This window comes from Nitrosomonas ureae (assembly GCF_900206265.1).
Lineage (GTDB): Bacteria > Pseudomonadota > Gammaproteobacteria > Burkholderiales > Nitrosomonadaceae > Nitrosomonas > Nitrosomonas ureae_C.
Map to the genome: position 1 here is coordinate 331419 of NZ_LT907782.1, position 20840 is coordinate 352258.

A 20840-nucleotide genomic window follows, 5' to 3' on the forward strand; every position below is an offset into this window, starting at 1 on the left:
AAAATTTGTGATGCAATCCTTACATGGAAAAGTTGCGGTTGTTACAGGCTCCGCCCGGGGAATTGGAGCGGAAATTGCACTTACACTAGCCAGTGCGGGGGCAAAAGTTGTCGTCAATTATGTAGAAAACGAAATGGCGGCAGATAAAGTTTGTGCGGCTATTGTCAAGGCAGGCGGCGAATGCATTGCAGTGCAGGCCGATGTCAGTGATCCGGTTGCGGTACAAAAACTTTTCACTGTAACCGCTGAACAGTTTAATCAAATCGATATTCTTATCAATAACGCTGGAATTCTGTTGTTTAAGGAAATTTCTGAAATCCGCAACGAAGAATTCGAACGCATCGTCGATATCAATTTCAAGAGCGTTTTTTATACCTTGCGTGAAGCAGCCACTAAACTGGCGGATCATGGCCGCATTGTCACTATCTCCAGCACCGTGACGCGCTTGATGTTACCTAAATACGGTGCATATGCCGCGACCAAAGCTGCTGTGGAACAGTTGACGCGTATTTTTGCCCGTGAAGCGGGAAAGCGTGGCATTACTGCCAATATCGTTTCACCCGGTCCCGTCGATACGGAGTTATTTCGCACGGGAAAAACTGCAGCAGACATAGCGCGTATGTCTGAAATGGCTGCACTGGGGCGAATCGGCGCAACCGATGATATTGCCCAAGTGGTGTTGTTTCTAGCGAGTGATGAAGCACGCTGGGTTACAGGGCAAAATATTGGTGTCAATGGTGGAATCATTTAGTAAAGAGGATCGGAAAATCAAATGCGTATCGGCGTACCTAAGGAAATTAAAATTCATGAATCCCGTGTGGGGCTGACACCAACTGCAGTGCGCGAGCTGGTTGCGCATGGTCATCAGGTCATGGTGCAAAAGAATGCCGGAATACAAATTGATTTGGACGATGGCAAGTATCAGAATGCAGGTGCGGAGATCGTGGAAACGCCGCAGGAGATTTATGCCAAAGCGGATTTGATTGTCAAGGTTAAGGAACCGCAACCTAATGAGATCCCGCTGCTGCGTCAAGGTCAAGTACTATTCACTTATCTGCACCTTGCAGCTGATCCGGTACAAACTCAAGGATTGATAGATTCCGGTTGTATCGCCATTGCTTACGAAACCGTTACCGATCGCTTCGGCGGTTTGCCCCTGCTGGCACCGATGAGTGAAGTAGCCGGACGCATGGCGATTCAGGCGGGTGCGCATGCGCTGGAGCTGGATCAGGGTGGTCGCGGTATGTTGCTTGGGGGCGTATCCGGTGTTCCTGCTGCGCGCGTCGTAGTCATTGGTGGAGGAGTGGTTGGCACCAATGCCGCACGTATTGCCATGGGTGTGGAGGCGCATGTTACAGTGCTGGATAAATCGATTCATCGCCTGCAACAGCTGGATTTCCAGTATGGTTCCAGAATCAATACCGTCTTTTCAACCGTGGATGCACTGGAAGAGCATGTTTCAAGCGCCGATCTGGTTATCGGTGCCGTGTTACTGCCGGGGGGGGCGGCACCCAAGCTGGTAACGCATGAAATGGTTACACGCATGAATCGCGGTGCTGTTTTGGTCGATGTTGCGATTGATCAAGGGGGTTGTTTTGAAACTTCCAAACCTACTACGCTAGCCAATCCCATTTTTACTGTCGATGGCGTGGTGCACTATTGTGTTTCCAACATGCCGGGAGCGGTTGCCAGGACTTCCACTTTCGCATTGAATAATGCAACCTTGCCGTTTGTGGTGACGCTTGCCAATAAAGGCCACCGCAAGGCGCTAATAGAAGATGCGCATTTGCGCAACGGCCTGAATGTTTGTCAAGGTCGATTGACGCATGAAGCTGTGGCGCGCGATCTGAAATTGGAATATACGCCTGCGACAGCTGTACTGGATTAAGTTGTATGATTTGAGGTCCATTACTGAATTTCCATAACGTTATTAAGTTCATGAAGTTGTGTCAGAGGTGATTTTCTGGAATTGTCAGAAGCATGATTAACGATTCCTTTAAACAAACGACAAATCAGGGTTTCTTCGATCAATTCATCATATGGGGTTTATTCATGCGGATGTTTCGTCCATGCATGTATTTTGTAAGTTTGTTTTTTTTATTGTCTGCATGTCAAATTAATAACACTCTATTTCCCAGCATTGCGCCTGCACCGATTCCGATTGCTTTACCCGCGCCTGCCGAGAATCCGGTTTCCTATGCTGAAGAAATCCGCCCGATTCTTGAGAAAAAGTGCTTGACATGTCACAGTTGTTACGATGCGCCGTGCCAGCTTAATTTGGAAGGTGCGGAAGGGTTAGCGCGCGGCGCTTTCCGTGAATCGATCTACGGCGGCGCACGGACCGAGGCGATGCAACCCACTCGATTGGGTCTCGATGAACAGACCATTTCCGGTTGGCGGGAGCGTGGTTTCTATTCGGTGCTGCACGCTGAGAATAAACAGTCGGAAGCGTTAATATCCGGCATGATTTCTCTGGCAAAGCAGTTTCCTTTTCCAGAGAACAGTAAATTACCGGATTCTATCGAATTGGGTATTAACCGGAAAAATCAGTGTGTCTCTAGTGAAAAATTTGCAGATTATGCGCATGAATACCCGCTCAGTGGGATGCCATTTGCAGTAACCGGTCTTAGTGACCAGGAATATTCCCTTTTGGCTGGATGGGTCGGGCAAGGAGCGGTGATTCCGGATGAACCTATCACTCTTACAAGTGATGAGAAAAAGGTAATTAAAGAATGGGAGACGTTTTTCAACCGGAATGAAAATCGCCATAAGCTTGTAGCACGCTGGTTGTTCGAACATCTGTTTGTGGCATCTCTGTACTTTCCTGAATTGAAGGGAGAGCCTCGTTTCTTTGAGATATTGCGCTCATCGACACCATCTGGCACGGATATCGAACCGATTGTCACCGTCAATCCGAATGACGACCCCATGGGGCCGTTTTTTTATCGCTTGCGCCCGATTACTGGCAGCATCGTGCACAAGCGGCGTATTCCTTATCCGCTGCATCAGGAAAAACAACAACGAATCAATGCGCTTTTTTTTAATAAGCCCTGGCAGATCAGAAACTTGCCGGGTTACAGTTATGCAGAGCGTGCCAATCCGTTTGTGACGTTCGCTGATATCCCGGCTTACGCCCGTTATCAGTTTATGTTGGATGATGCGGAATATTTCGTGCGTACTTTCATTCATGGTCCGGTTTGTCGCGGACAGATTGCTACCGATGTGATACGGGACCATTTCTGGACATTGTTTCAGGATCCGGAGTCCGATCTTTTTGTAACCGATGCCGCTTATCAACGCGAAGCTATTCCTTTGCTGGCAATGCCAGGGCAAAACGATGATCTGCTCGCAATGGGCGAAAACTGGCTGCATTATCTTAAACGACATAATGATTATCAAGCGTTGCGGCAGAATCGGTATGTATCGCAACAACCGCAAGGCGCTTCGCTCGCGCATGTCTGGGATGGTGCTGGGAAAAATAAGAATGCTTTGTTGACCATTTTCCGTCATCACAATAGCGCTTCGGTGGTTGGGGGGCTTGTTGGGGGTATTCCGCAGACCCTATGGTTAATGGACTATCCATTGCTTGAGCGAACTTACTATGAGCTCGTGGTCAATTTCGATGTATTCGGTAACGTTGCGCATCAACTATTGACCCGATTGTATTTTGATCTGATACGTAATGGTTCGGAACATAACTTCATGCGCTTGATGCCGGCTGGTCAACGTGAAGCCATTTTGCATAATTGGTATCAGGATTTAGGTAAGCTGAAGTTCGGAATTGTTTATGAGAAGATTGACGATGAATCACCCTCAGCGGAAATCTTTACCACAAAAAATCCGAAGCAAGAATTGGCACATAGAATTCTTGCTCGTTTTCAATCTGTTAATGCTATGTCATCCGATCCGCTGAATCGTTGCCAGAACGCAAATTGCAGCCGATCGAGTGAACCGCGATGGGTGCAAAACGCAGATGCAGCTTTATCCACTCTTGCAGCACGGCCTGCAGCCGGGCTGAGTGGCATCAAGCAATTGCCGGAAGTGACATTTATACGCGTCACGAATGAGAAAAATGAGCGCACTGTATATACGTTGCTGCGAGATCGCGCGCATAGCAATGTTGCTTTTATTCTGGGGGAGGAATCACGGTATCAGCCTGAGAAAGATCAACTTACCATATATCCGGGTATCACCGGAAGCTATCCTAATTATATCTTTGATGTGCCTGTCGCTCAAATCGGGGAATTTGTCACATTGCTTGGTAATGCGGAGAAAATGGAGCATTTCGAATATATTGTAGAAACTTGGGGGATACGACGTACGCATCCGCAGTTTTGGGAAATCCTACATGACTTTACCGCTTGGCAGAGCGAGCGACAACCCTTGATAGCGGGTATATTCGATATCAACCGTTATGAAAATTTTTAACATTATTGATAATTGAATTTGATGAACCTGATTCGTAGCTACGGATTACTTTAAAGCTTTTTATTGCCATGCAACCTACTGTTATTATCAATCAACATCGAAATACAGCGTTAATTGTCGCTTCAAGCGGGAAGAAGTTGCTCGTTATTAAATTAGGTAAAGGCAAATTGGCGGTAACTCCACTTTCTTTGGCAGAAATTAAAGATCAAGGTTATATTGTCAGTAATTATTCACCTAAACTGGCTGCGCAGTCTTATTTGGAACATGGTGCAGGAGTGGGTGAAAGGGCTAAAAAATACCTTGAAATGATCGCACGTAGCGAATTTTCGGATAAATTGATTTATGACTTAACGTAGGAATGCCTGGATCTGAAAGATTTCGGGGATGGTTTATAGCAAGCTGATCAATACTTCGAAATACAGGAAATCGGTATTGCCCGAGCGATGATCAACACAGGGGTGTATGTTACCGCTTGCACAGGACGGGCTTGCCGCAATGCGGTTTTTCACGAAATCTTCCGCGGTGAAGTGAGTGTATCCCAGAACAGCGTTGATTTTGGGGGTTACTTGATAACGGATGCGTCCCTCCAGTGAATGACCGGCATAATCCCCGCTTTGCCCGGTTCGATCGCGATTAAACCCGGGATCCTTAATGGTATTGCTGATGTTGCCGTCCAGAATATCGAACATGCGATCCCGTTTGCTGGCTAGAAAATACCAAGCATAGGTAAGTTCAAATCCTATTTTTTGCATCGGTTGAAGATCAAAGCGGATTTTGGGAGCCTTGAGGTTTTCATAAACAACATAGTGGTCGGCCGACCAAGGTCGCGCAAATCCAAAAAAGCGATCGAAGCGATTATCGACGCCATCATTGGGATCTCGATCGCCGCTGGCATAACCATAAAAACCCGTCAGACGGGGTTTCCATGGATGTTCAAAAGTCTGTCCCACTTCAACAGTATACCCTTGTGCATCTTGTCTCAGAGGACCGCTATATCCGAGTTGATGGTTATAACTGACATCAAAATCAAAGAAATTCCCTGCCTTGCCGTATGCACGGAATCCCGGCATGTGGATTTCCCGATCTAACTGATTGGTGGCGGTAAAGCCATTGGGGTCAGCCGTTTGCTTCTGGCCCATATAATACGGTTGCAGGGTGACGATGTCAGACCATTTGCGCCAATGGCCGATAGCACCAAAAAACCATAAATGATCATTCGCCACATCAAATTTTGTTTGCAGGCGCCTGACAGGTTGCAGGCCAAACAGATCAAGTTCCCAGTCATTGACATCGCGTCCCAGATTTAAGCGAAAGCCTTCGAATGTATTGGTGGTATTGCGCCATTCATTGCGCGCGATAAAACGCCTATCGGTTGTTTCATAGGCCATCCGGCCTACGCGAAAGCGGATGGGTCGATCCTGATTCCGATCATCGATCCCGAGTCCTTTTTTGAAATATAATTCACCGTAGGCATTCAGTAGATCATACTCGTTTCTTTCCTGATCAGTGATGGCATGTTTGTTGTTAACCACTCTTGAATCCTGAAACTCTACCGCAAACCGGAATGGATCCAAAATATCTCTAATGCCTATCCATGCTCGATGTCTCAGAAATATCGGATTATCTTCACCACCTTCAATGCGTCGAATATCATTATTGCGCCATTCATAACGCGTGCGATGTTCCAGACCGACATCCAGCCAGGTTAAATCACTAAGCGCAGGGATACCGATATCGCTTAAGCGGCGTACATAACGCGGCGGATCCGATTCCGGATTGGTCGCATAACCATCCGATCGCCGATAATAACTGGCTAGTTGTTTGTTTGCATCCGGCTTTGATTCCGGCACAATGGCAGGCAATGACTTTGAGTGATCGACCGATTTATCGGCAGCTGTTTTTAAATCTATGGTACCTGTTTGAGCAATCCGCACAACACTTGATTTATCCATTTCATCTTCAATCGATGGCGGATTGCTTGAAGCCGCCTGAATAGGTTCGATAAATGCACTTAATGCGACGATGTGTAAAAAAAACCAAATAAATTTCACTTTATTCTCCTGCATGAATTACCTTGTAATGCGGTACGATCACTAAAATTTTTGTTTTTTAATAAATTAAACGATGCTCAATTGACTATTTAACAGAGTGAGTCGAGGTTTATCGCATAGCCATAAAATTGACAGGGGCGAAAGATAGCAATTTTCTGATATGAAGAGAAATATTATTTGTTCATTTTTTTATAACAAAAATATATATGTAAGATTTATATTATGATCATTGGGTGTCATATTTCGATAGCGGCATTTTAGTGTGATAATTCACTTGTGAGGCAATATAAAAATTTATGATTCTATTAGCGATAAATGTGGCAGCACTAAAAAGAAAACTATTAATTGCTATACCAAAGCTTGTTGGGGTAATGGCGATTTCGGGATGCTCTGTTTTTATGGCGGCTAAACAACCAGAAAAAAAAGACATCGATTTATTACAGGAAGGTGTTACCAGAACTCAGTTAATATCGGAATTTGGCGCTCCCGTCATTAGTGAATATAAAAACGGCAAGCGGTTTGAAATTTTTAAGTTCGTGCAAGGATATAGTACCGGAGCCAAAGCTGGAAGGGCATTTCTACATGGTGCCGCCAATGTTGCAACGCTGGGTCTTTGGGAGTTGGTTGGTACGCCGACTGAAATCACCTTTAGTGGTAACGATATGGCTTTTCAGGTGCAGTACGATGAGAGTGATGTGATTGAAGAGGTGGTTATTATTAAAAAGGAATAAATGATAATTCAATATCAGCACTTGAAAAATGATCAAAAATAACCTCCGGTATAAACCGGAGGTTAAGGGAGGGATACCGCAAGTAAATCAAATCATATACTTCTGAACGAATAGCAAAAAATTCAACCTGCCTATTCCAGTTCAATATACTTCGCAAACATGGCTGATCGAACACGATCTGTTGTCAATATTAGTTTGCGATGTCTGTAAAATCAATGTGACAAAATGTCGCACTACTCCAAAATTTAAACAAAAGCCTGATACAAATTGATCTTTCGAGAATCTTGATTGCAAGGTGCGACAATTTGTCGCATTGTAATTCATGATCGGGGGTTGGATAATCCAGTCAGCGGATAGAGTAAATGAGAATACATTGAATGCGGTAAGTACAATGTGAAACTGTGGTTTCAAGATTCTAGAAGCTTAAGACAAAGATTGCATTGGGTTGCAAAAATCAGAAAAAACAGAGTATCAGATTCATCTGAACTAACGAAAAGAGGAATTGGAATGGCAAGCCATAATAAAATTAAATTTGTAGCAGGCTCAGTGATTGCTGCGGCAATATCAGTCATCGGGCAAAATGTATTCGCGCATACTGTGCTTGAAGTACCGTCTATCGCTGAAGGTGTCAGAGCATCGAATAATGTTGTCGTCGGACATGGTTGTGGGGAAATCAATGTCATCGGTACCAGCGTAGTGTTCCCTGATGGCGTGGATTCGACCATCACCGTTGATGGTCAGCCGCATACCGGTGCGTTGACCGATTTTATCCAAAACTGGGGAAACTTGAATCAGAAAATATTTAGCAAAGCTGTCTTTACCTTTCAGGGTGAAAAAGTGGATGCCAATGGCAATGTTTCCGGTTTCTGGGCCGGCGGTGGCGATTCCTTACCGCATGATATGGCAGGTTTTATTCCTTTTAGAACCAGCGCAGCGATTATCGAACCAACCTCTTGCGCAGCCAGCGTGAAATTCCATGTATCGATCGTCGATATTTGTGAAATTACACCGGTTGATGGATTTAGTGATGAAACAGTTAATCGGTGGACCCTGGCGGGATTGGGCACACCTTATGATCGCCCGGAAGATGGTGCAGCTTCATTGACTATTACACGGAGCGAAACTAATCCTTTGCCGGAGTCTTGTGGAGGAACAGGTCAGGTTGTTGAAGTTAAGCCATCAGCAGCGCAAATCAATCGGGATATGCCAATTATTTTTAATGGCAGTCAAGTTTGGCCGCAATAATTTGCACCATACTCTATAGGCAAGGCGATCGCAGGCGTGTAAAAACGTCCGCGATTGGAACATTAAAGGTGGTAATTAAGTATGAAAGCTATCGATGAGGTATGATCATGGCACAACTATTTTTCCAAAAAGCATTAACCATTATTTTTACTTTAACTGCGCTTGGGGTTGCAGGTGTCAGTCATGCACATGATGCCGGGGCCACTATGGATCCTGAGGGTAATATCGCCAGTTTTACCGGCTATGCGCAAGTTACTTGTTCCTTGGATACTCACCGTTTGGTTGCCAGTGTTCAGGATACTTCGTTGCCACAAGCTAATTTATTCGTAAATTTGCAGATGATTAAAGGGATCAACGCAATCAGCACGACCGATCCGGTTTCCGGCGATGGCGTTTCTAGTCCCGAAGTGAGTATAGCGGGCGGTGGTGGCGTATATCTTTTGCTGGTGAATAAAACCGGTCCGGGTCCGCGCTCTTTTATTGTGTCATATCATTGTATGTCCATTAATAATGAGCATACGAACACGGATATCAAGGTTAATCAATTCCAATAATAGTTTTTATTTCTTCGTATCATAGTGTTATAGGATCATTGAGGTATTAGCTATGAAAAAAATTAAATTCTTTTGCTTTGCTGTTGCATTGCTATTCCTGTTTGCAAGTCCGTCTTTCGCGGAGCATCTGGAGCGGGCATCGTCTTCTTGTCACTTGACTACACTGGATGGTGAACCCACCTATGATCTGCAGGAATTGAAAGGTAAAGTGGTCTACATGGATTTTTGGGCGTCGTGGTGTCCGCCATGCATAAAATCTTTCCCGTTTCTGAATCAATTGGAGCAGGATTTGAAGGATGAAGGTTTGCATGTGGTCGGTATCAACTTGGATGAAAAAGTTACCGATGCGCAAGCATTTCTTGCCAAAAACCCGGTTGATTTTTCGATTGTTGCGGATCCCAGTAAACAATGCGCCCAGGTATTTGAGCTGATGGCGATGCCAACATCGTATTTGATCGATCGCAATGGAAACATTCGCCATGTTCATCAAGGATTTCGTTCGGGTGAGTCAGAAGAATTACGTGCGCTGATTACACAATTACTGAAAGAGTAGATCCTTGGCCTCAAGATTTGCGTATTTCCAACTCCAATGATCAGACGAAATAATCGCGTTATAATTGCGCACTATTTAATTCTTGCAGTGTGTGCTGTTTTGTCAGGCTGCAAGAGCGTGGCGCCTTGGGAGCGTGGCAATCTGGCAAAAATGCAGATGGAAATAGATCCCCATCCTTTGCAAAGCGAACTCCAATCCCACAACTATAGCAGCCGGGAAGCAGCGCCCAGTCATAAATCCTCTTCCGGTGGCGGGGGGTGTGGCTGCTATTAAAGCTAAGTTCTTTCCGGAATGGCCATTGAGGTAACACAATTTGCATCGAAACAGTAAGAAGCCTCAGCGTCAGCGCGGATATCGGTCATTCATCAGCACCACGGAGTTAGTTCCATCAGCAAAATCAAGAAATACACTCCAGGCATTGACTTCCGCAGCATTGGTTTTGCCCGGCTTGTTATTATCGCCGGAGCATGCAACAGGAAAAGATCGGGTCAATTTTCAATACAGCCGTTATCAGGAAGGCGAGCGCAATCTATTTGGCGCACCCAATAATTTAAAACCCATTTCCGCTGATGTTTTGCACGGTAGCGGGATTTTTTCGCTCAGCGACCGCACCAAATTTACGTTTGGATATACCCAAGACACGTGGTCCGGTGCAACGCCGGTCACTATTACGCCATTGGCCACCGATGGGGGTAATCGTCCCTATACAGTTAATGGGACAGTGGTTGGTGCTTCGCCCATTCTCAACAGCAATATACTTTTAGACCAGGATTTGAATCCTATCGGACGCGATCCCATCACCAAGCAATTAACGGGCGATGTGGATACCCGATCAGTATTGGTAATGTCGTCAGCTTCTCCGGAAACACGCCGCCAGGCTAATTTTGGATTGAGTCATGAATGGAATGAGGCAGCAATCAATGTGGGGGGGGATTCTCCCGGGAAAGGGATTATCAATCAAGTTTTGGTTCTATTGGCGGGCGGTTGGATTTTAATCAGAAACTCACCAGTGTTAAATGGGGAGGGGGTTATACATCCAGCAAGATTGGCGCCATTCTCGATCATGATTCATCGCCCTATATCACCAAAACTGCGTATGAGTCGCAGATTGTCAGGCGCAGCGGTTCGGAGATTCTGCGAGGCGACCGGCAAGATTGGGTAACGAATATTGGTTTAACCCAGGTACTTAACAAGAACGCATTGATCGATGCCAATATTAGTTATACGCACAGTTCCGGCTTCCTGGAAAATCCCTATAAGGCTACTTCGATCATTTTTATTGATCCGGCTAACTTGAACAACAATTCAATTACGGGTGATGTACGTGCATTGATCGAGCAACGTCCCGATAGACGTAATCAGGTTGCTCTGAATGCCAAATACATTCAATATATCAATCCGTTTAATGCCGCGATGCATGTGGGTTACCGGTTATCGGTTGACGATTGGGGGGTCAATACGCATACGTTTGATGCCAGCTGGGTGCAACCGATTGGCAGCAGTGGGTGGACGCTGACACCGCGGATTCGTTACTACTCGCAAGATTCTGCCAGTTTTTACCAACCTTATTTATTTTCTCAACAAGCCTTCAATAAGCAAGCTGTGGATAATTTAGGGCGGAAAGTCTGGATTGATCAAAATAATCCTGCACGTCAATATTTTGGCGAGACTCAATTTGATCTGGTTGATCAAAATGGCAATCCGGTCGACCTCTCGGTTGGTGCTGCGCCTAAAATGGTTGCATATGATTCCGGAAAATTACCCGATCATTTCTCCAGCGATCATCGTCTGGCGGGATTTGGCGCATTAAGCGGTGGTGTGATATTAAATAAAATGCTCGGCAAAGGCGTCGCGCTGGAAGCCGGTTTTGAATACTATACCCGCGCGAGCTCGATGCAGGTTGGCAGTGGTGGGAACAACAGTTTTGCCGATTTTGATTATTATGTGGCAAATGCAGCGATAAAGTTTGATATTGAACCGGCCACTTCCCTGCCCATGGTTGGTTCCGGTGGGTCTTCCACATCGCATGCGCATGCGTCGCCGCATCATCACGCCCAACCTCCCGCAGGGGTTATGTTTGGTCATATGCTCGATAAATCCGGAGATTTCATGGCAGGCTATCGATTTATGTACAATTGGACCGGTGGAAATATGATGCAGGGTACGCACAAGGTGAATGATCAAACTATTGTCGACCAGGGTTGCAACAGCGAATCTTGCCGGTTTGTGCCGACATTCATGGATATGCGCATGCATATGGTTGATCTCATGTATGCCCCGACGCAGTGGTTCAACGTCATGTTAATGCCGACATTTATGGATATGGATATGAATTTGCGCAGGCTGGACGGGGCTCCGTCCCCTAAACCGGGCGTACATGAACATACCGGTGCGGCCGGGCATGAGACCGGCGCAGTGGGAGATACTTATTTTTCATCACTGATAAAATTGCTGGATATTCCCGGTCATCGTGTACACGTGAATCTTGGATTCAGCGCACCGACTGGAAAAGTGGATATCGAACTTCGCCGCATCGCTAAGATTGATGGTGGATTGATCCATTTCGGCATGCAATTGGGGAGTGGCACCTGGGATTTTACCCCGAGCCTGACTTATGCGGGTGACCATAACCGTTGGTCGTGGGGTACGCAATTCAGCGGTATCAAGCGTCTGGAAGCACAAAATAAATCCGGCTATCGCTTGGGTGACCAGTTTCAGGCGACAACCTGGGGCGGCTACGACTTGATACATTGGTTGACTGCCACAGTACGAGGTGCTTACACATGGCAAGATGCGATACATCGGGATTTTAACCAATTCAATGCGCGTATCGGCCCAATGGATTTTCCATCCAATTACGGCGGACAATTTTTTGATCTGGGGTTTGGTGTCAATGCGCGGATTCCAGACGGTCGCTTTGCCGGAAACCGGTTCGGAGTTGAGTGGTTACAACCCGTCAGGAGCGATTTCAATGGATTTCAGCTTGATCGGCAGGGAATGTTATCAGCAACCTGGAGTTATCAGTTTTAAACGGATTGAGTCATTAAATAATAATTTACCGGATGGTCGTTTGATATGTGATGACGCAATTAAAGTATTATCACTATGATTTCAGTGCAATGGGCTCGCCTTGCTCGATCCAGCTTTACGCCCGTCATGAAAAAAAGGTCAAGTACGCCGCCAAATTAGTTATAGATGATGTATATCGCCTGGAAGCAAAATACTCTCGATACCGCACTGACAGCTTTCTATCCGATATAAACCGCATTGCAAAGCAGGGCGGTCACATTGGTGTCGATGATGAAACTGCCGGATTGCTTGATTATGCCAACACTTGTTATCAGCAAAGCGATGGCTTGTTTGACATCACTTCCGGGATTTTGCGGCGCGCCTGGAATTTTAAGTCTGGAAATATACCTGATCCGGAAGTGATTCAATTGCTTCTAAATAAAATAGGCTGGCATAAAATCAGTTGGCAGCGCCCGGTTCTGAAGTTTATGGCTCCGGATATGGAAATTGATTTCGGCGGGGTGGTCAAGGAATACGCTGTTGATCGTGCTGCTTCATTATGCTGGGATGCCGGCATACATCATGGACTGATTAATCTTGGAGGGGATATCAGAGTCATCGGAGCGCATCCGGACACCAGTCCTTGGCGTATTGCCATCCGCCATCCGCGTAATCCGGAGGGTATACTGCAAACACTTTTACTGCATTCCGGCGCATTGGCTAGCAGCGGGGATTATGAACGGTGCATCACACTGAATGGTATTCGATATGGTCATGTGCTCAATCCAAAAACCGGCTGGCCAGTGCATTATATGGCGGCAGTCAGCGTATTGGGTGAATTCTGCGTGGTTGCCGGCAGTGCGTCGACTATTGGCATGTTGAAAGGAGAGGATGGAGCCGAATGGCTCAATACTTTGGGTTTGCCACACCTGTGGGTAAATGTGAATGGGGAATCCGGAGGGTCATTGATGGCGTAAGCAGAAATATATGATTTGGCTCTACCTATTTTCTGAAAAATGATTAAACTGCTAGAGTTTAATTACATTCATTAATGAGCCATTTTATGACACTAGGGTATTTTAATTTAGCCATCCTGACCAGCGTTGCAACGCTGTTTTTTTGTGTATCTACTGTCAAAGCACAACCGGAAGAATGCGTTGATTTGACGGCACCCGTTACGTTGATTGAGTCCAGTGGTTTGGTGTGTTTGCAAAAAATTATCGTGAGCGATTCATTTGGTGATCAGATATATAAAGCATCGTTACAGTGGTTGGGGGTGGATAATCCGAACCGGTTTTTATTGCTGAGCGCAGAGTTCGACGATGCTTCCGAAGCGCATAGCCCAACGTTTTCTTTTCTCACAGGCGTGCTGACTTTGCCTAAGGTTGATTTTCCCAAGCGTTATGGGACGGAGCGTTATACGGTGAGCTTGAGCTGGGTGACCGATGCCGATGATGCGACAGTGGATGCCGTTTCCGTGTTCGAACTGAATTCGGTCGCGGTGTACAACAATCCCGATTATGTGCCCAATGTCACTTGGAAACCCTATGGTATGTTGTTTCCTGAAGAACGGCGTGCGGTCGATTTGCTGGCACAGTCCATTCCTTATGCGCAACTCGCTGACGCCATATACGATTTTGATAACGTAACGATTGGTTCCTGGGAGCTGATTGAATCCACTGGGACAAGTTCGGGGATGGATGCAGGCGTTTTTATAGATCGTGATACGGGCGAATTGGCACTGGTATTCCGTGGCACGGAAACGTGCGATTTTCCATGCTCATTTAAGGAACTGGAAGATACCGCACGGGATGCCATAGCGGATATCGCCATAGGTACGGGGACGGTGAGTGATCAGTTTAAAGATGCCTTTAGATTTGCTCAGGATGTGGTCAAGCGGAATCCCGGTGTAAAAATCACAGTAGTGGGACATTCATTAGGCGGTGGGTTAGCGCAAGCGATTGGTGCTGCTCTGGGATTGAAAACATTTGCATTCAATTCCTCTCCCGTTCCGGATCACTTTTTTGACACTTATACTGTTTCATTGAGCAATGAACAATTGCAAGAATTAATTCATGTGATTGCCGATGTCCATGACCCGGTCTCCAATACCGATGAAACAGGAAAGATATATTTGGATTCGCATCATGTCACACCCTTGATTCAATTTAATTTTGAGTTGCGAGAGATTTTACCTACTCGCAATGTGGATCTGGAAGACTTGAGGTTTGGCCGCCATAGTATTGCCAGGCTCACCGATAATGCGACCAAGCTCATGGCTATTTATCAAGAAGGGTGGTAACGAACGATTACTTCAAGCATTGAAATCATTTCCCTTGGGAACGGCGAATGTGTTGGAAATACACAATTGATTTCGCACAATGATAGGGTACTCAATAGCATAATTGGATATAAGTCAGCCGGATAGTTGCAATTTATTGCTTGATTCCTTGTCTGATAACGATGTCATGAATCAACAAGAGAATGCACGATGACAACTATTCGTTCTCCCGCAGTCGCCGGACTTTTTTATCCTGCTGATGAACACCAGTTGAGGCAGGATGTGCAATTCCTGCTTGAAAAAGCAGATCGGCATGACCTAAAGTCAAAAGCTTTAATCGTTCCACATGCCGGATATCAATATTCAGGTGCCATTGCGGCAGCAGCTTATGCCAGTTTGCGCGTGGCCGCTGCAAACATAAAGCGCGTAGTACTGTTAGGGCCAGCACATCGGGTAGCTATGCAAGGTCTGGCTTTGCCAGGTGTGGATGTTTTTACCACCCCACTGGGCGGCGTAAACGTGGATACCGATTTAGTTAATGCAATCGCTCATTTGCCGCAAGTCAGCATTAGCAGAGCAGCCCATGCATTGGAGCATTCTCTGGAAGTGCAGCTTCCGTTCCTGCAAAGTGTATTGAATGAATTCACCCTCCTGCCATTAGCGATTGGTATGGCATCAGCCGAAGAAGTGGCTGAAGTGTTGGATTATCTCTGGGGGGGTGAAGAAACGTTGATTGTGATCAGTTCCGACTTGTCGCATTTTTTACCCTATGCAACTGCGCAGCATATCGATAATCAAACAGTGCAATTCATCCTGCAATTACAGCAGCCGATTGCATCCGATCATGCCTGTGGAAGCATAGCGATCAATGGTTTGATAATTGCAGCGCAGAAACACGGCTTAATACCGCATTTGCTGGATTTGAGGAATTCCGGAGATACCGCGGGAACCCGTGATCAAGTAGTCGGTTACGCAGCTATTGCGTTTGGCCAAAGAAAGTAATCATGGTGTGTGATAACGCTCCACAAGGAGGAATTTTACTGCAAATTGCACGTGCATCTATTGCACGTGCCTTGCATGTTCCTTGTGCGGCGGTAGCTGTGGAGGAACATATGTCTTGGCTGTGTAAGCCGGGAGCAACTTTTGTCACTTTAATTCAATACGGTGAATTGCGAGGTTGTGCCGGTTCTCTAAAGGCGTATGATCCAGTGCTTGAAGATGTTAGCAATAATGCGGTCATCGCTGCATTGCATGATCCTCGTTTCTTGCCGCTGGTAAAGAATGAGCTCGATACAATAAAGATTGAAGTTTCATTGTTATCGCAATTGCAGCTAATAAATTTTACCAGCGAAGCCGATGCCTTAGCCCAATTGCATCCGAATATTGATGGCATTGTGCTCGAATATGAGCTTCATCGCAGCACATTTCTGCCTCAGGTATGGGAAGACCTGCCTGAACCTCGACAATTTCTTGCCAAGCTAAAACTGAAAGCCCGTTTATCTGAAGATTTCTGGTCTGAGAAGATTCAGTTATCTCGATATACTGTCAGAAAATGGCGGGAAATAGATAATTTTAAGGAGTGTGCACATGGATGAGCCGATTAGTGCGATTCAGCAACATCCCGCCAAGTATTGGCATTTACTGGATGATGGACGGATTCAATGTGATTTATGTCCGCGTGATTGCAAGCTGCACGATGGGCAGCGTGGAACGTGCTTTGTTCGCGGGCGTGTCGGTGCTGCTATGGTGCTGACAACTTATGGACGTTCATCCGGTTTTTGTGTTGATCCGATCGAGAAAAAACCATTGAATCAATTTTATCCTGGTAGCAGTATTTTATCTTTTGGTACAGCAGGTTGTAATCTCGCATGCAAATTTTGCCAGAACTGGGATATTTCAAAATCGCGGAGCTTTGATAAATTGCAGGATCAGGCCAGCCCCGAAGCAATTGCAAGCTATGCCAGGCAGTATGGCTGCAAAAGTGTTGCATTCACCTACAACGATCCAGTGATTTTTGCTGAATATGCGATGGATGTTGCCGATGCTTGCCATGCTGAGGGTCTCAAAACAGTTGCTGTGACTGCAGGCTATATTCATGCTCAACCGCGCCGCGACTTTTTTGCCAAAATGGATGCGACCAATGTTGATCTCAAGGCTTTTACCGAAGAATTCTATGTCAAGCAAACAGGATCGCATCTACAGCCTGTATTAGATACCTTAAAATACCTGAGGCATGAAACCGATGTATGGCTTGAGTTGACAACGTTATTGATTCCCGGTTTAAATGATTCAGATCAGGAAATCAGCGCGATGAGCGAGTGGATCATTAAAGAATTGGGTACTGATGTGCCGCTGCACTTTAGCGTTTTTCATCCGGATTACAAACTGCGGGATCTACCGCAGACACCGGTTGAAACCGTAATCAGAGCGCGCGATATTGCATTGAATGCCGGGATAAACTACGTGTATACCGGAAATGTGCATTTTATCGAGGGCGATACCACTTTTTGTCCGTTCTGCAAGGGTGAATTAATCGTGCGCGATTGGTATGAAATTAAACAATATCATTTAACGTCTGACGGACATTGCGCCAATTGTAATGCCGCAATTGCAGGTCATTATGATCAATTTTCCGCTCAATTCGGCCGACAGCGTATTCCGGTCAGAATGGGAACAGCGGTATGACAATGCTAAGATTCGGCTGCTCCGGGAGAATTTCCAGACAAGCATTGTAGTACAGCAATCACCAGTTAGTTACCGAATATTAGCGTTAAAGATAATATCTCTATAATTAATTATAAATAAGTAATTTTATTTATCTGTTTTATTCAGGTTCATCGATCATGAATTGAAAACCTGCATCATTCAAGTCATCCAGCTCTAGCGCACTATCTACCTCGGTTTCAGCTTCTAACCAATCTTGTACCATATCGGTATCATTATTGCTAAATCCCCGTTTTTCGGCGCGGTAATAGGCTGAGGTTGCAATTGCTTCCTCGCGATCCATTAATTGATCTTTATGGGTTATCGGATTGGTCAGTATATTTCGTTCGTTTTTAGATAATTTTGTATGGGATTTCTTGCTTACCATTTCATTCAATTTGCTAGGCATTTGAGAATTCTCCTTTATTTTCTTGAGCAACGGGCATATCTGCTGATTACACTTCATGTTACTCATCCAATTTACCAAAGGATTGAGAAATTATCGTTGTTGCTGCAATGATGTTAAGATCGCTGTCAAGGTACTGAATAGCGAAACATAGATTATATTTCTCGCCTTTCTTCAGACTTGCGCTCCGATGTTTTTCCACAATTTTTAGATACATAACAAAAATAAAATCAGCGTGTGTTGTCCATTGATGTGTATTTTAATAAAGGCTTTTAGTAACCGATTTGATATGAATCAATACTTGTGGAGAAAGTAAGTAAAATACTCCGCCTGTACTTGCAACGGGGTATTTTAGGCGGATTCCTTAATCCTGGATGAGGATTGTTTCTGGTAATCTTTTGAGAATTCTGTATACATTCCTAACGTAGCGCAGATTTTCTGAAATTCGCTACGGATACTAGCGGGAGATCTTTTTAAGTATGCAGCAAGAATTCGAGTATCTGTCGTTTCCAGAGTTAAACTTGCTTCCAGTAGTTCACGCAGGAATGGTGTTAATAGTCTTTTGCCATCCAATGTTTCAATGAGGCGTGCCGCATGCATTTTTGCACGCCTTAGCTGACCCGTTTCATAAAACTGCGAGTTATTTTTGCGTCGATTTAACTGATAATTAATATTGCGTTGGGTTTCAATTGAAAGTTGTTTCATCCGGAACGCTCCTTGTGTAAGGTGATAGCATCCAGGGTAGCAAAGTTATATGACAGGGATATAACAGAATGTAACCAGCTTTTTGGTATTACGAGATCCCCAGGTTGGTAAAACTATAATGCGTGAAGTTATCGCTCTTCATTTCTGCACATGATTAAGAAACTGCGGAATTTTTTTGGAATCATGCCAATCAACCGGATAACGCCTAATATTCCCGGTTGATTGAAATCACTCATTCATTATGGGCGATGCCGAACTTCTTTTTTCTGCTCGTATCTGACTAACTTGGCAAGATCAAGCAATGATTCGGATAACCATTGCAGGGCATCATCTAACGTTAAAATACCAATTAATTCGCCGGCATCATCAACTATCGGCAAGCGCCGAATGGTTTTGCGGCGCATTAATTCGATCGCCTCATGTATCTCGGTGCTCTCTTTTACGGTAAATATGTCGGGTACCATAATATCGCCGACCGTGATTACTGTTTCGTCCAATTCTGTTGCCATAACTTCGACAATCAAATCACGATCTGTGACCACTCCTACCGGCACGGCGCGGCCATTGGGTTTGTCGATTACTATGACAGCGCCCACATGAAACTGACGCATTAGTTTGGCGGCCTCTTGAACGGTTTCATCCCGTTGAATCACAATTACTTCACGATTACAAATTTCACCGATGGTCATTTTATGCTCTCCTTTCATGTTATCTGAATAAAACAGCTGCATGGATCGATTAATGCGACCAATGAACGTGTAAAAAGTTTTCTGCCTGGTAAAGATGGATATGTGGGTTTTCTATTTTTTCTAAATGAAATTTCATACGCGGAAATGTTCTTTGTGTGCTGATAGTCAGCTTTCTCTTTCTTTGAAACAACAGATTTAATTCGGACATGAAGCCGCCTCTTATTTTGATTGGATAAAAGCCTTATTAACATGATTAATACTGCAACTACATCTTGATCGCTTTGATGATTTTGTCAAGCATTTCAAAGGTGCTTGTTTATCAATTCCAGGCTATTGTCACATACTGATTCTGTAACTTATTGGAAGGATAGAGAATGATTATTGCAGGTAAATAGATTGACACTGATTCATGCTTTTATTACGCTAGAACCACTGCATGATTCTTTCATGACCACCCTGTAATGAAGCAGAGTGGAGTGTATTGTGTCATTTCCCTCGAATTTTTATAGAGTCAGTCAGTATTATTTGAATTTCCAACAAGTGATCGCTTGTGTCTTGCCAATTCAACCAACCCAGCCAAATCAGCCATGAATTAGCTGTAATTGCCGATGATTACATTGATGAAAATTTGCCGGAGTGAACCATAATCGTAATTATTAATCGAATCGCTCATTAACTTTGGCTTTACTTTTTACATAATAACGATTGATTTATGTATTTCGATAAAATCTATAAATTACAGACAGGCGTAAGTTTCAAAATTTCAACCTTTGCTTTACAAGAATTGATTGCTAACGCCATCACTAGACAAAAATTTCCTGAATTGAAAAGCATACGCAGTACCACAGATCTTCATGATTATTTATCGGTTATTGTTTGTGATGGGGTTGAGGGTTTAATTGATAGGCGGCAGCGTTGGTTAGATCATAAGATCAAATCTGCCTTAACTGCAGGACACCCAGTTTCATTTCATAATTTCTGCAATCTTTTTTGGCGTAATCTTGATGAAGATGATCCAGATGGCGATGAATGGCACCAATTAATGGCCAGTGATCAATTCTATTTACAATTGACCATTCTACTCAATAAATTGCGTATAGTGGAACGAAGTTTGTTGCAACATAAAGATATTACGCCAGATTTGTTCTTAGGCTCAACATAAGAGCAGATTGAGGGAGTTAATGGTTAGAGCATTTACAAACCTGCATTGCAAAGTGAATTAATTCCCAACTAATCCTATTTAAAGTATTTTTCTATCAATATTCTCAAGATGGATAGTTCTTGGGTTCATGATATTATGAATTTTATCGATTATTCTGTGTGTGGAAATCCACAACAAATAGTGCAAGCACCTGTGTTCACTTGATTTCTGTCATTATCGGATACAGCCATAGTGTGTAAGGCTAGTTTCCGATTACCGGAGCACAAGTGACTAACGCAGTGCAAAGCCTCCTTAAGTAATAAAAAATATCAAATACTCAAATA

General features: G+C 44.6%; 19 protein-coding genes and 1 pseudogene. 16 read left to right on the forward strand and 4 right to left on the reverse strand.

Annotation, left to right across the window (positions count from 1 at the left end; translation table 11 throughout):
* Positions 1-10: 10 nt before the first annotated feature.
* The 4 genes from CPG39_RS01425 (at position 11) to CPG39_RS01440 (ending at position 4784) form a co-directional block, all read left to right on the forward strand.
* Positions 11-751, forward strand: coding sequence for an SDR family oxidoreductase (locus CPG39_RS01425; RefSeq protein ID WP_096291705.1), 741 nt, complete (start codon positions 11-13; stop codon positions 749-751).
* A gap of 21 nt (positions 752-772) precedes the next feature.
* Positions 773-1888 (forward strand): alanine dehydrogenase, encoded by a 1116-nt coding sequence (ald, locus tag CPG39_RS01430; RefSeq protein ID WP_096291706.1) that lies wholly within the window; start codon positions 773-775, stop codon positions 1886-1888.
* A 92-nt stretch (positions 1889-1980) separates the two neighbouring features.
* The gene (locus tag CPG39_RS01435; protein WP_231990351.1) at positions 1981-4428 is read left to right on the forward strand and encodes a fatty acid cis/trans isomerase; all 2448 of its coding nucleotides are present in this window, start codon (positions 1981-1983) and stop codon (positions 4426-4428) included.
* Positions 4429-4496: 68 nt separating this feature from the next.
* Complete coding sequence (locus CPG39_RS01440; RefSeq protein ID WP_096291707.1) at positions 4497-4784, forward strand: hypothetical protein; 288 nt, start codon at positions 4497-4499, stop codon at positions 4782-4784.
* Positions 4785-4817: 33 nt separating this feature from the next.
* On the opposite strand, the gene CPG39_RS01445 is transcribed toward CPG39_RS01440, so the two are convergent.
* Positions 4818-6479 carry an alginate export family protein gene (locus CPG39_RS01445; RefSeq protein WP_096291708.1) on the reverse strand — a complete coding sequence of 554 codons (1662 nt, stop codon included), beginning with the start codon at positions 6477-6479 and terminating at the stop codon, positions 4818-4820.
* 317 nt (positions 6480-6796) lie between these two features.
* Between CPG39_RS01445 and CPG39_RS01450 the strand changes: the two genes are divergently transcribed.
* The 11 genes and pseudogenes from CPG39_RS01450 to amrS all read left to right on the forward strand — a co-directional run bounded on the left by CPG39_RS01450 (position 6797) and on the right by amrS (position 17537).
* Entirely contained in the window at positions 6797-7210 is a 414-nt protein-coding gene (locus CPG39_RS01450; protein WP_231990352.1) for a hypothetical protein, read from the forward strand.
* 507 nt (positions 7211-7717) lie between these two features.
* Positions 7718-8455, forward strand: coding sequence for a hypothetical protein (locus tag CPG39_RS01455; RefSeq protein WP_096291710.1), 738 nt, complete (start codon positions 7718-7720; stop codon positions 8453-8455).
* A gap of 107 nt (positions 8456-8562) precedes the next feature.
* On the forward strand, positions 8563-9009 hold the full coding sequence (locus CPG39_RS01460) for a hypothetical protein (RefSeq protein WP_096291711.1): 447 nt from the start codon (positions 8563-8565) through the stop codon (positions 9007-9009).
* A gap of 52 nt (positions 9010-9061) precedes the next feature.
* A complete protein-coding gene (locus tag CPG39_RS01465) occupies positions 9062-9562 on the forward strand; it encodes a TlpA family protein disulfide reductase (RefSeq protein WP_096291712.1) in 501 nt (166 codons plus the stop codon).
* A 99-nt stretch (positions 9563-9661) separates the two neighbouring features.
* Positions 9662-9835: a DUF4266 domain-containing protein gene (locus CPG39_RS01470; RefSeq protein WP_231990353.1), complete on the forward strand. Its 174-nt coding sequence runs from the start codon at positions 9662-9664 to the stop codon at positions 9833-9835.
* A gap of 175 nt (positions 9836-10010) precedes the next feature.
* Positions 10011-12592, forward strand: a pseudogene (locus tag CPG39_RS01475) (DUF3570 domain-containing protein).
* A gap of 50 nt (positions 12593-12642) precedes the next feature.
* Positions 12643-13548 (forward strand): FAD:protein FMN transferase, encoded by a 906-nt coding sequence (locus CPG39_RS01480; protein ID WP_096291714.1) that lies wholly within the window; start codon positions 12643-12645, stop codon positions 13546-13548.
* 86 nt (positions 13549-13634) lie between these two features.
* A complete protein-coding gene (locus tag CPG39_RS01485; protein ID WP_096291715.1) occupies positions 13635-14873 on the forward strand; it encodes a lipase family protein in 1239 nt (412 codons plus the stop codon).
* A gap of 189 nt (positions 14874-15062) precedes the next feature.
* Complete coding sequence (gene amrB / locus CPG39_RS01490; protein ID WP_096291716.1) at positions 15063-15854, forward strand: AmmeMemoRadiSam system protein B; 792 nt, start codon at positions 15063-15065, stop codon at positions 15852-15854.
* Positions 15855-15856: 2 nt separating this feature from the next.
* Positions 15857-16447, forward strand: a complete 591-nt coding sequence (amrA, locus tag CPG39_RS01495) for an AmmeMemoRadiSam system protein A (RefSeq protein ID WP_096291717.1) — start codon at positions 15857-15859, stop codon at positions 16445-16447.
* On the forward strand, positions 16440-17537 hold the full coding sequence (gene amrS / locus CPG39_RS01500) for an AmmeMemoRadiSam system radical SAM enzyme (protein WP_096291718.1): 1098 nt from the start codon (positions 16440-16442) through the stop codon (positions 17535-17537). Before amrA ends, amrS begins: the two co-directional genes overlap by 8 nt.
* Before the next feature lie 139 nt (positions 17538-17676).
* Here the strand turns inward: amrS and CPG39_RS01505 are convergent, their stop codons facing one another.
* The 3 genes from CPG39_RS01505 to CPG39_RS01515 all read right to left on the reverse strand — a co-directional run bounded on the left by CPG39_RS01505 (position 17677) and on the right by CPG39_RS01515 (position 19355).
* Complete coding sequence (locus tag CPG39_RS01505; protein WP_197702893.1) at positions 17677-17964, reverse strand: DUF2934 domain-containing protein; 288 nt, start codon at positions 17962-17964, stop codon at positions 17677-17679.
* Between the two features lie 348 nt (positions 17965-18312).
* On the reverse strand, positions 18313-18666 hold the full coding sequence (locus CPG39_RS01510; protein WP_096291720.1) for a hypothetical protein: 354 nt from the start codon (positions 18664-18666) through the stop codon (positions 18313-18315).
* A 239-nt stretch (positions 18667-18905) separates the two neighbouring features.
* A complete protein-coding gene (locus tag CPG39_RS01515; RefSeq protein WP_096294220.1) occupies positions 18906-19355 on the reverse strand; it encodes a CBS domain-containing protein in 450 nt (149 codons plus the stop codon).
* Between the two features lie 712 nt (positions 19356-20067).
* Here CPG39_RS01515 and CPG39_RS01520 point away from each other — a divergent pair.
* Entirely contained in the window at positions 20068-20517 is a 450-nt protein-coding gene (locus tag CPG39_RS01520; protein ID WP_096291721.1) for a hypothetical protein, read from the forward strand.
* Positions 20518-20840: the final 323 nt, after the last annotated feature.

Bases quoted from the DNA above. Each gene is read 5' to 3' on its own strand.
- CPG39_RS01460 (WP_096291711.1), top strand. From the start codon at position 8,563: ATGGCACAACTATTTTTCCAAAAAGCATTAACCATTATTTTTACTTTA.
- ald (WP_096291706.1), top strand. From the start codon at position 773: ATGCGTATCGGCGTACCTAAGGAAATTAAAATTCATGAATCCCGTGTG.
- CPG39_RS01520 (WP_096291721.1), top strand. From the start codon at position 20,068: ATGTATTTCGATAAAATCTATAAATTACAGACAGGCGTAAGTTTCAAA.
- CPG39_RS01455 (WP_096291710.1), top strand. From the start codon at position 7,718: ATGGCAAGCCATAATAAAATTAAATTTGTAGCAGGCTCAGTGATTGCT.
- CPG39_RS01465 (WP_096291712.1), top strand. From the start codon at position 9,062: ATGAAAAAAATTAAATTCTTTTGCTTTGCTGTTGCATTGCTATTCCTG.
- amrS (WP_096291718.1), top strand. From the start codon at position 16,440: ATGGATGAGCCGATTAGTGCGATTCAGCAACATCCCGCCAAGTATTGG.
- CPG39_RS01480 (WP_096291714.1), top strand. From the start codon at position 12,643: ATGACGCAATTAAAGTATTATCACTATGATTTCAGTGCAATGGGCTCG.
- CPG39_RS01505 (WP_197702893.1), bottom strand. From the start codon at position 17,964: ATGCCTAGCAAATTGAATGAAATGGTAAGCAAGAAATCCCATACAAAA.
- CPG39_RS01440 (WP_096291707.1), top strand. From the start codon at position 4,497: ATGCAACCTACTGTTATTATCAATCAACATCGAAATACAGCGTTAATT.
- amrB (WP_096291716.1), top strand. From the start codon at position 15,063: ATGACAACTATTCGTTCTCCCGCAGTCGCCGGACTTTTTTATCCTGCT.
- CPG39_RS01425 (WP_096291705.1), top strand. From the start codon at position 11: ATGCAATCCTTACATGGAAAAGTTGCGGTTGTTACAGGCTCCGCCCGG.
- CPG39_RS01485 (WP_096291715.1), top strand. From the start codon at position 13,635: ATGACACTAGGGTATTTTAATTTAGCCATCCTGACCAGCGTTGCAACG.
- CPG39_RS01515 (WP_096294220.1), bottom strand. From the start codon at position 19,355: ATGACCATCGGTGAAATTTGTAATCGTGAAGTAATTGTGATTCAACGG.
- amrA (WP_096291717.1), top strand. From the start codon at position 15,857: ATGGTGTGTGATAACGCTCCACAAGGAGGAATTTTACTGCAAATTGCA.
- CPG39_RS01435 (WP_231990351.1), top strand. From the start codon at position 1,981: ATGATTAACGATTCCTTTAAACAAACGACAAATCAGGGTTTCTTCGAT.
- CPG39_RS01510 (WP_096291720.1), bottom strand. From the start codon at position 18,666: ATGAAACAACTTTCAATTGAAACCCAACGCAATATTAATTATCAGTTA.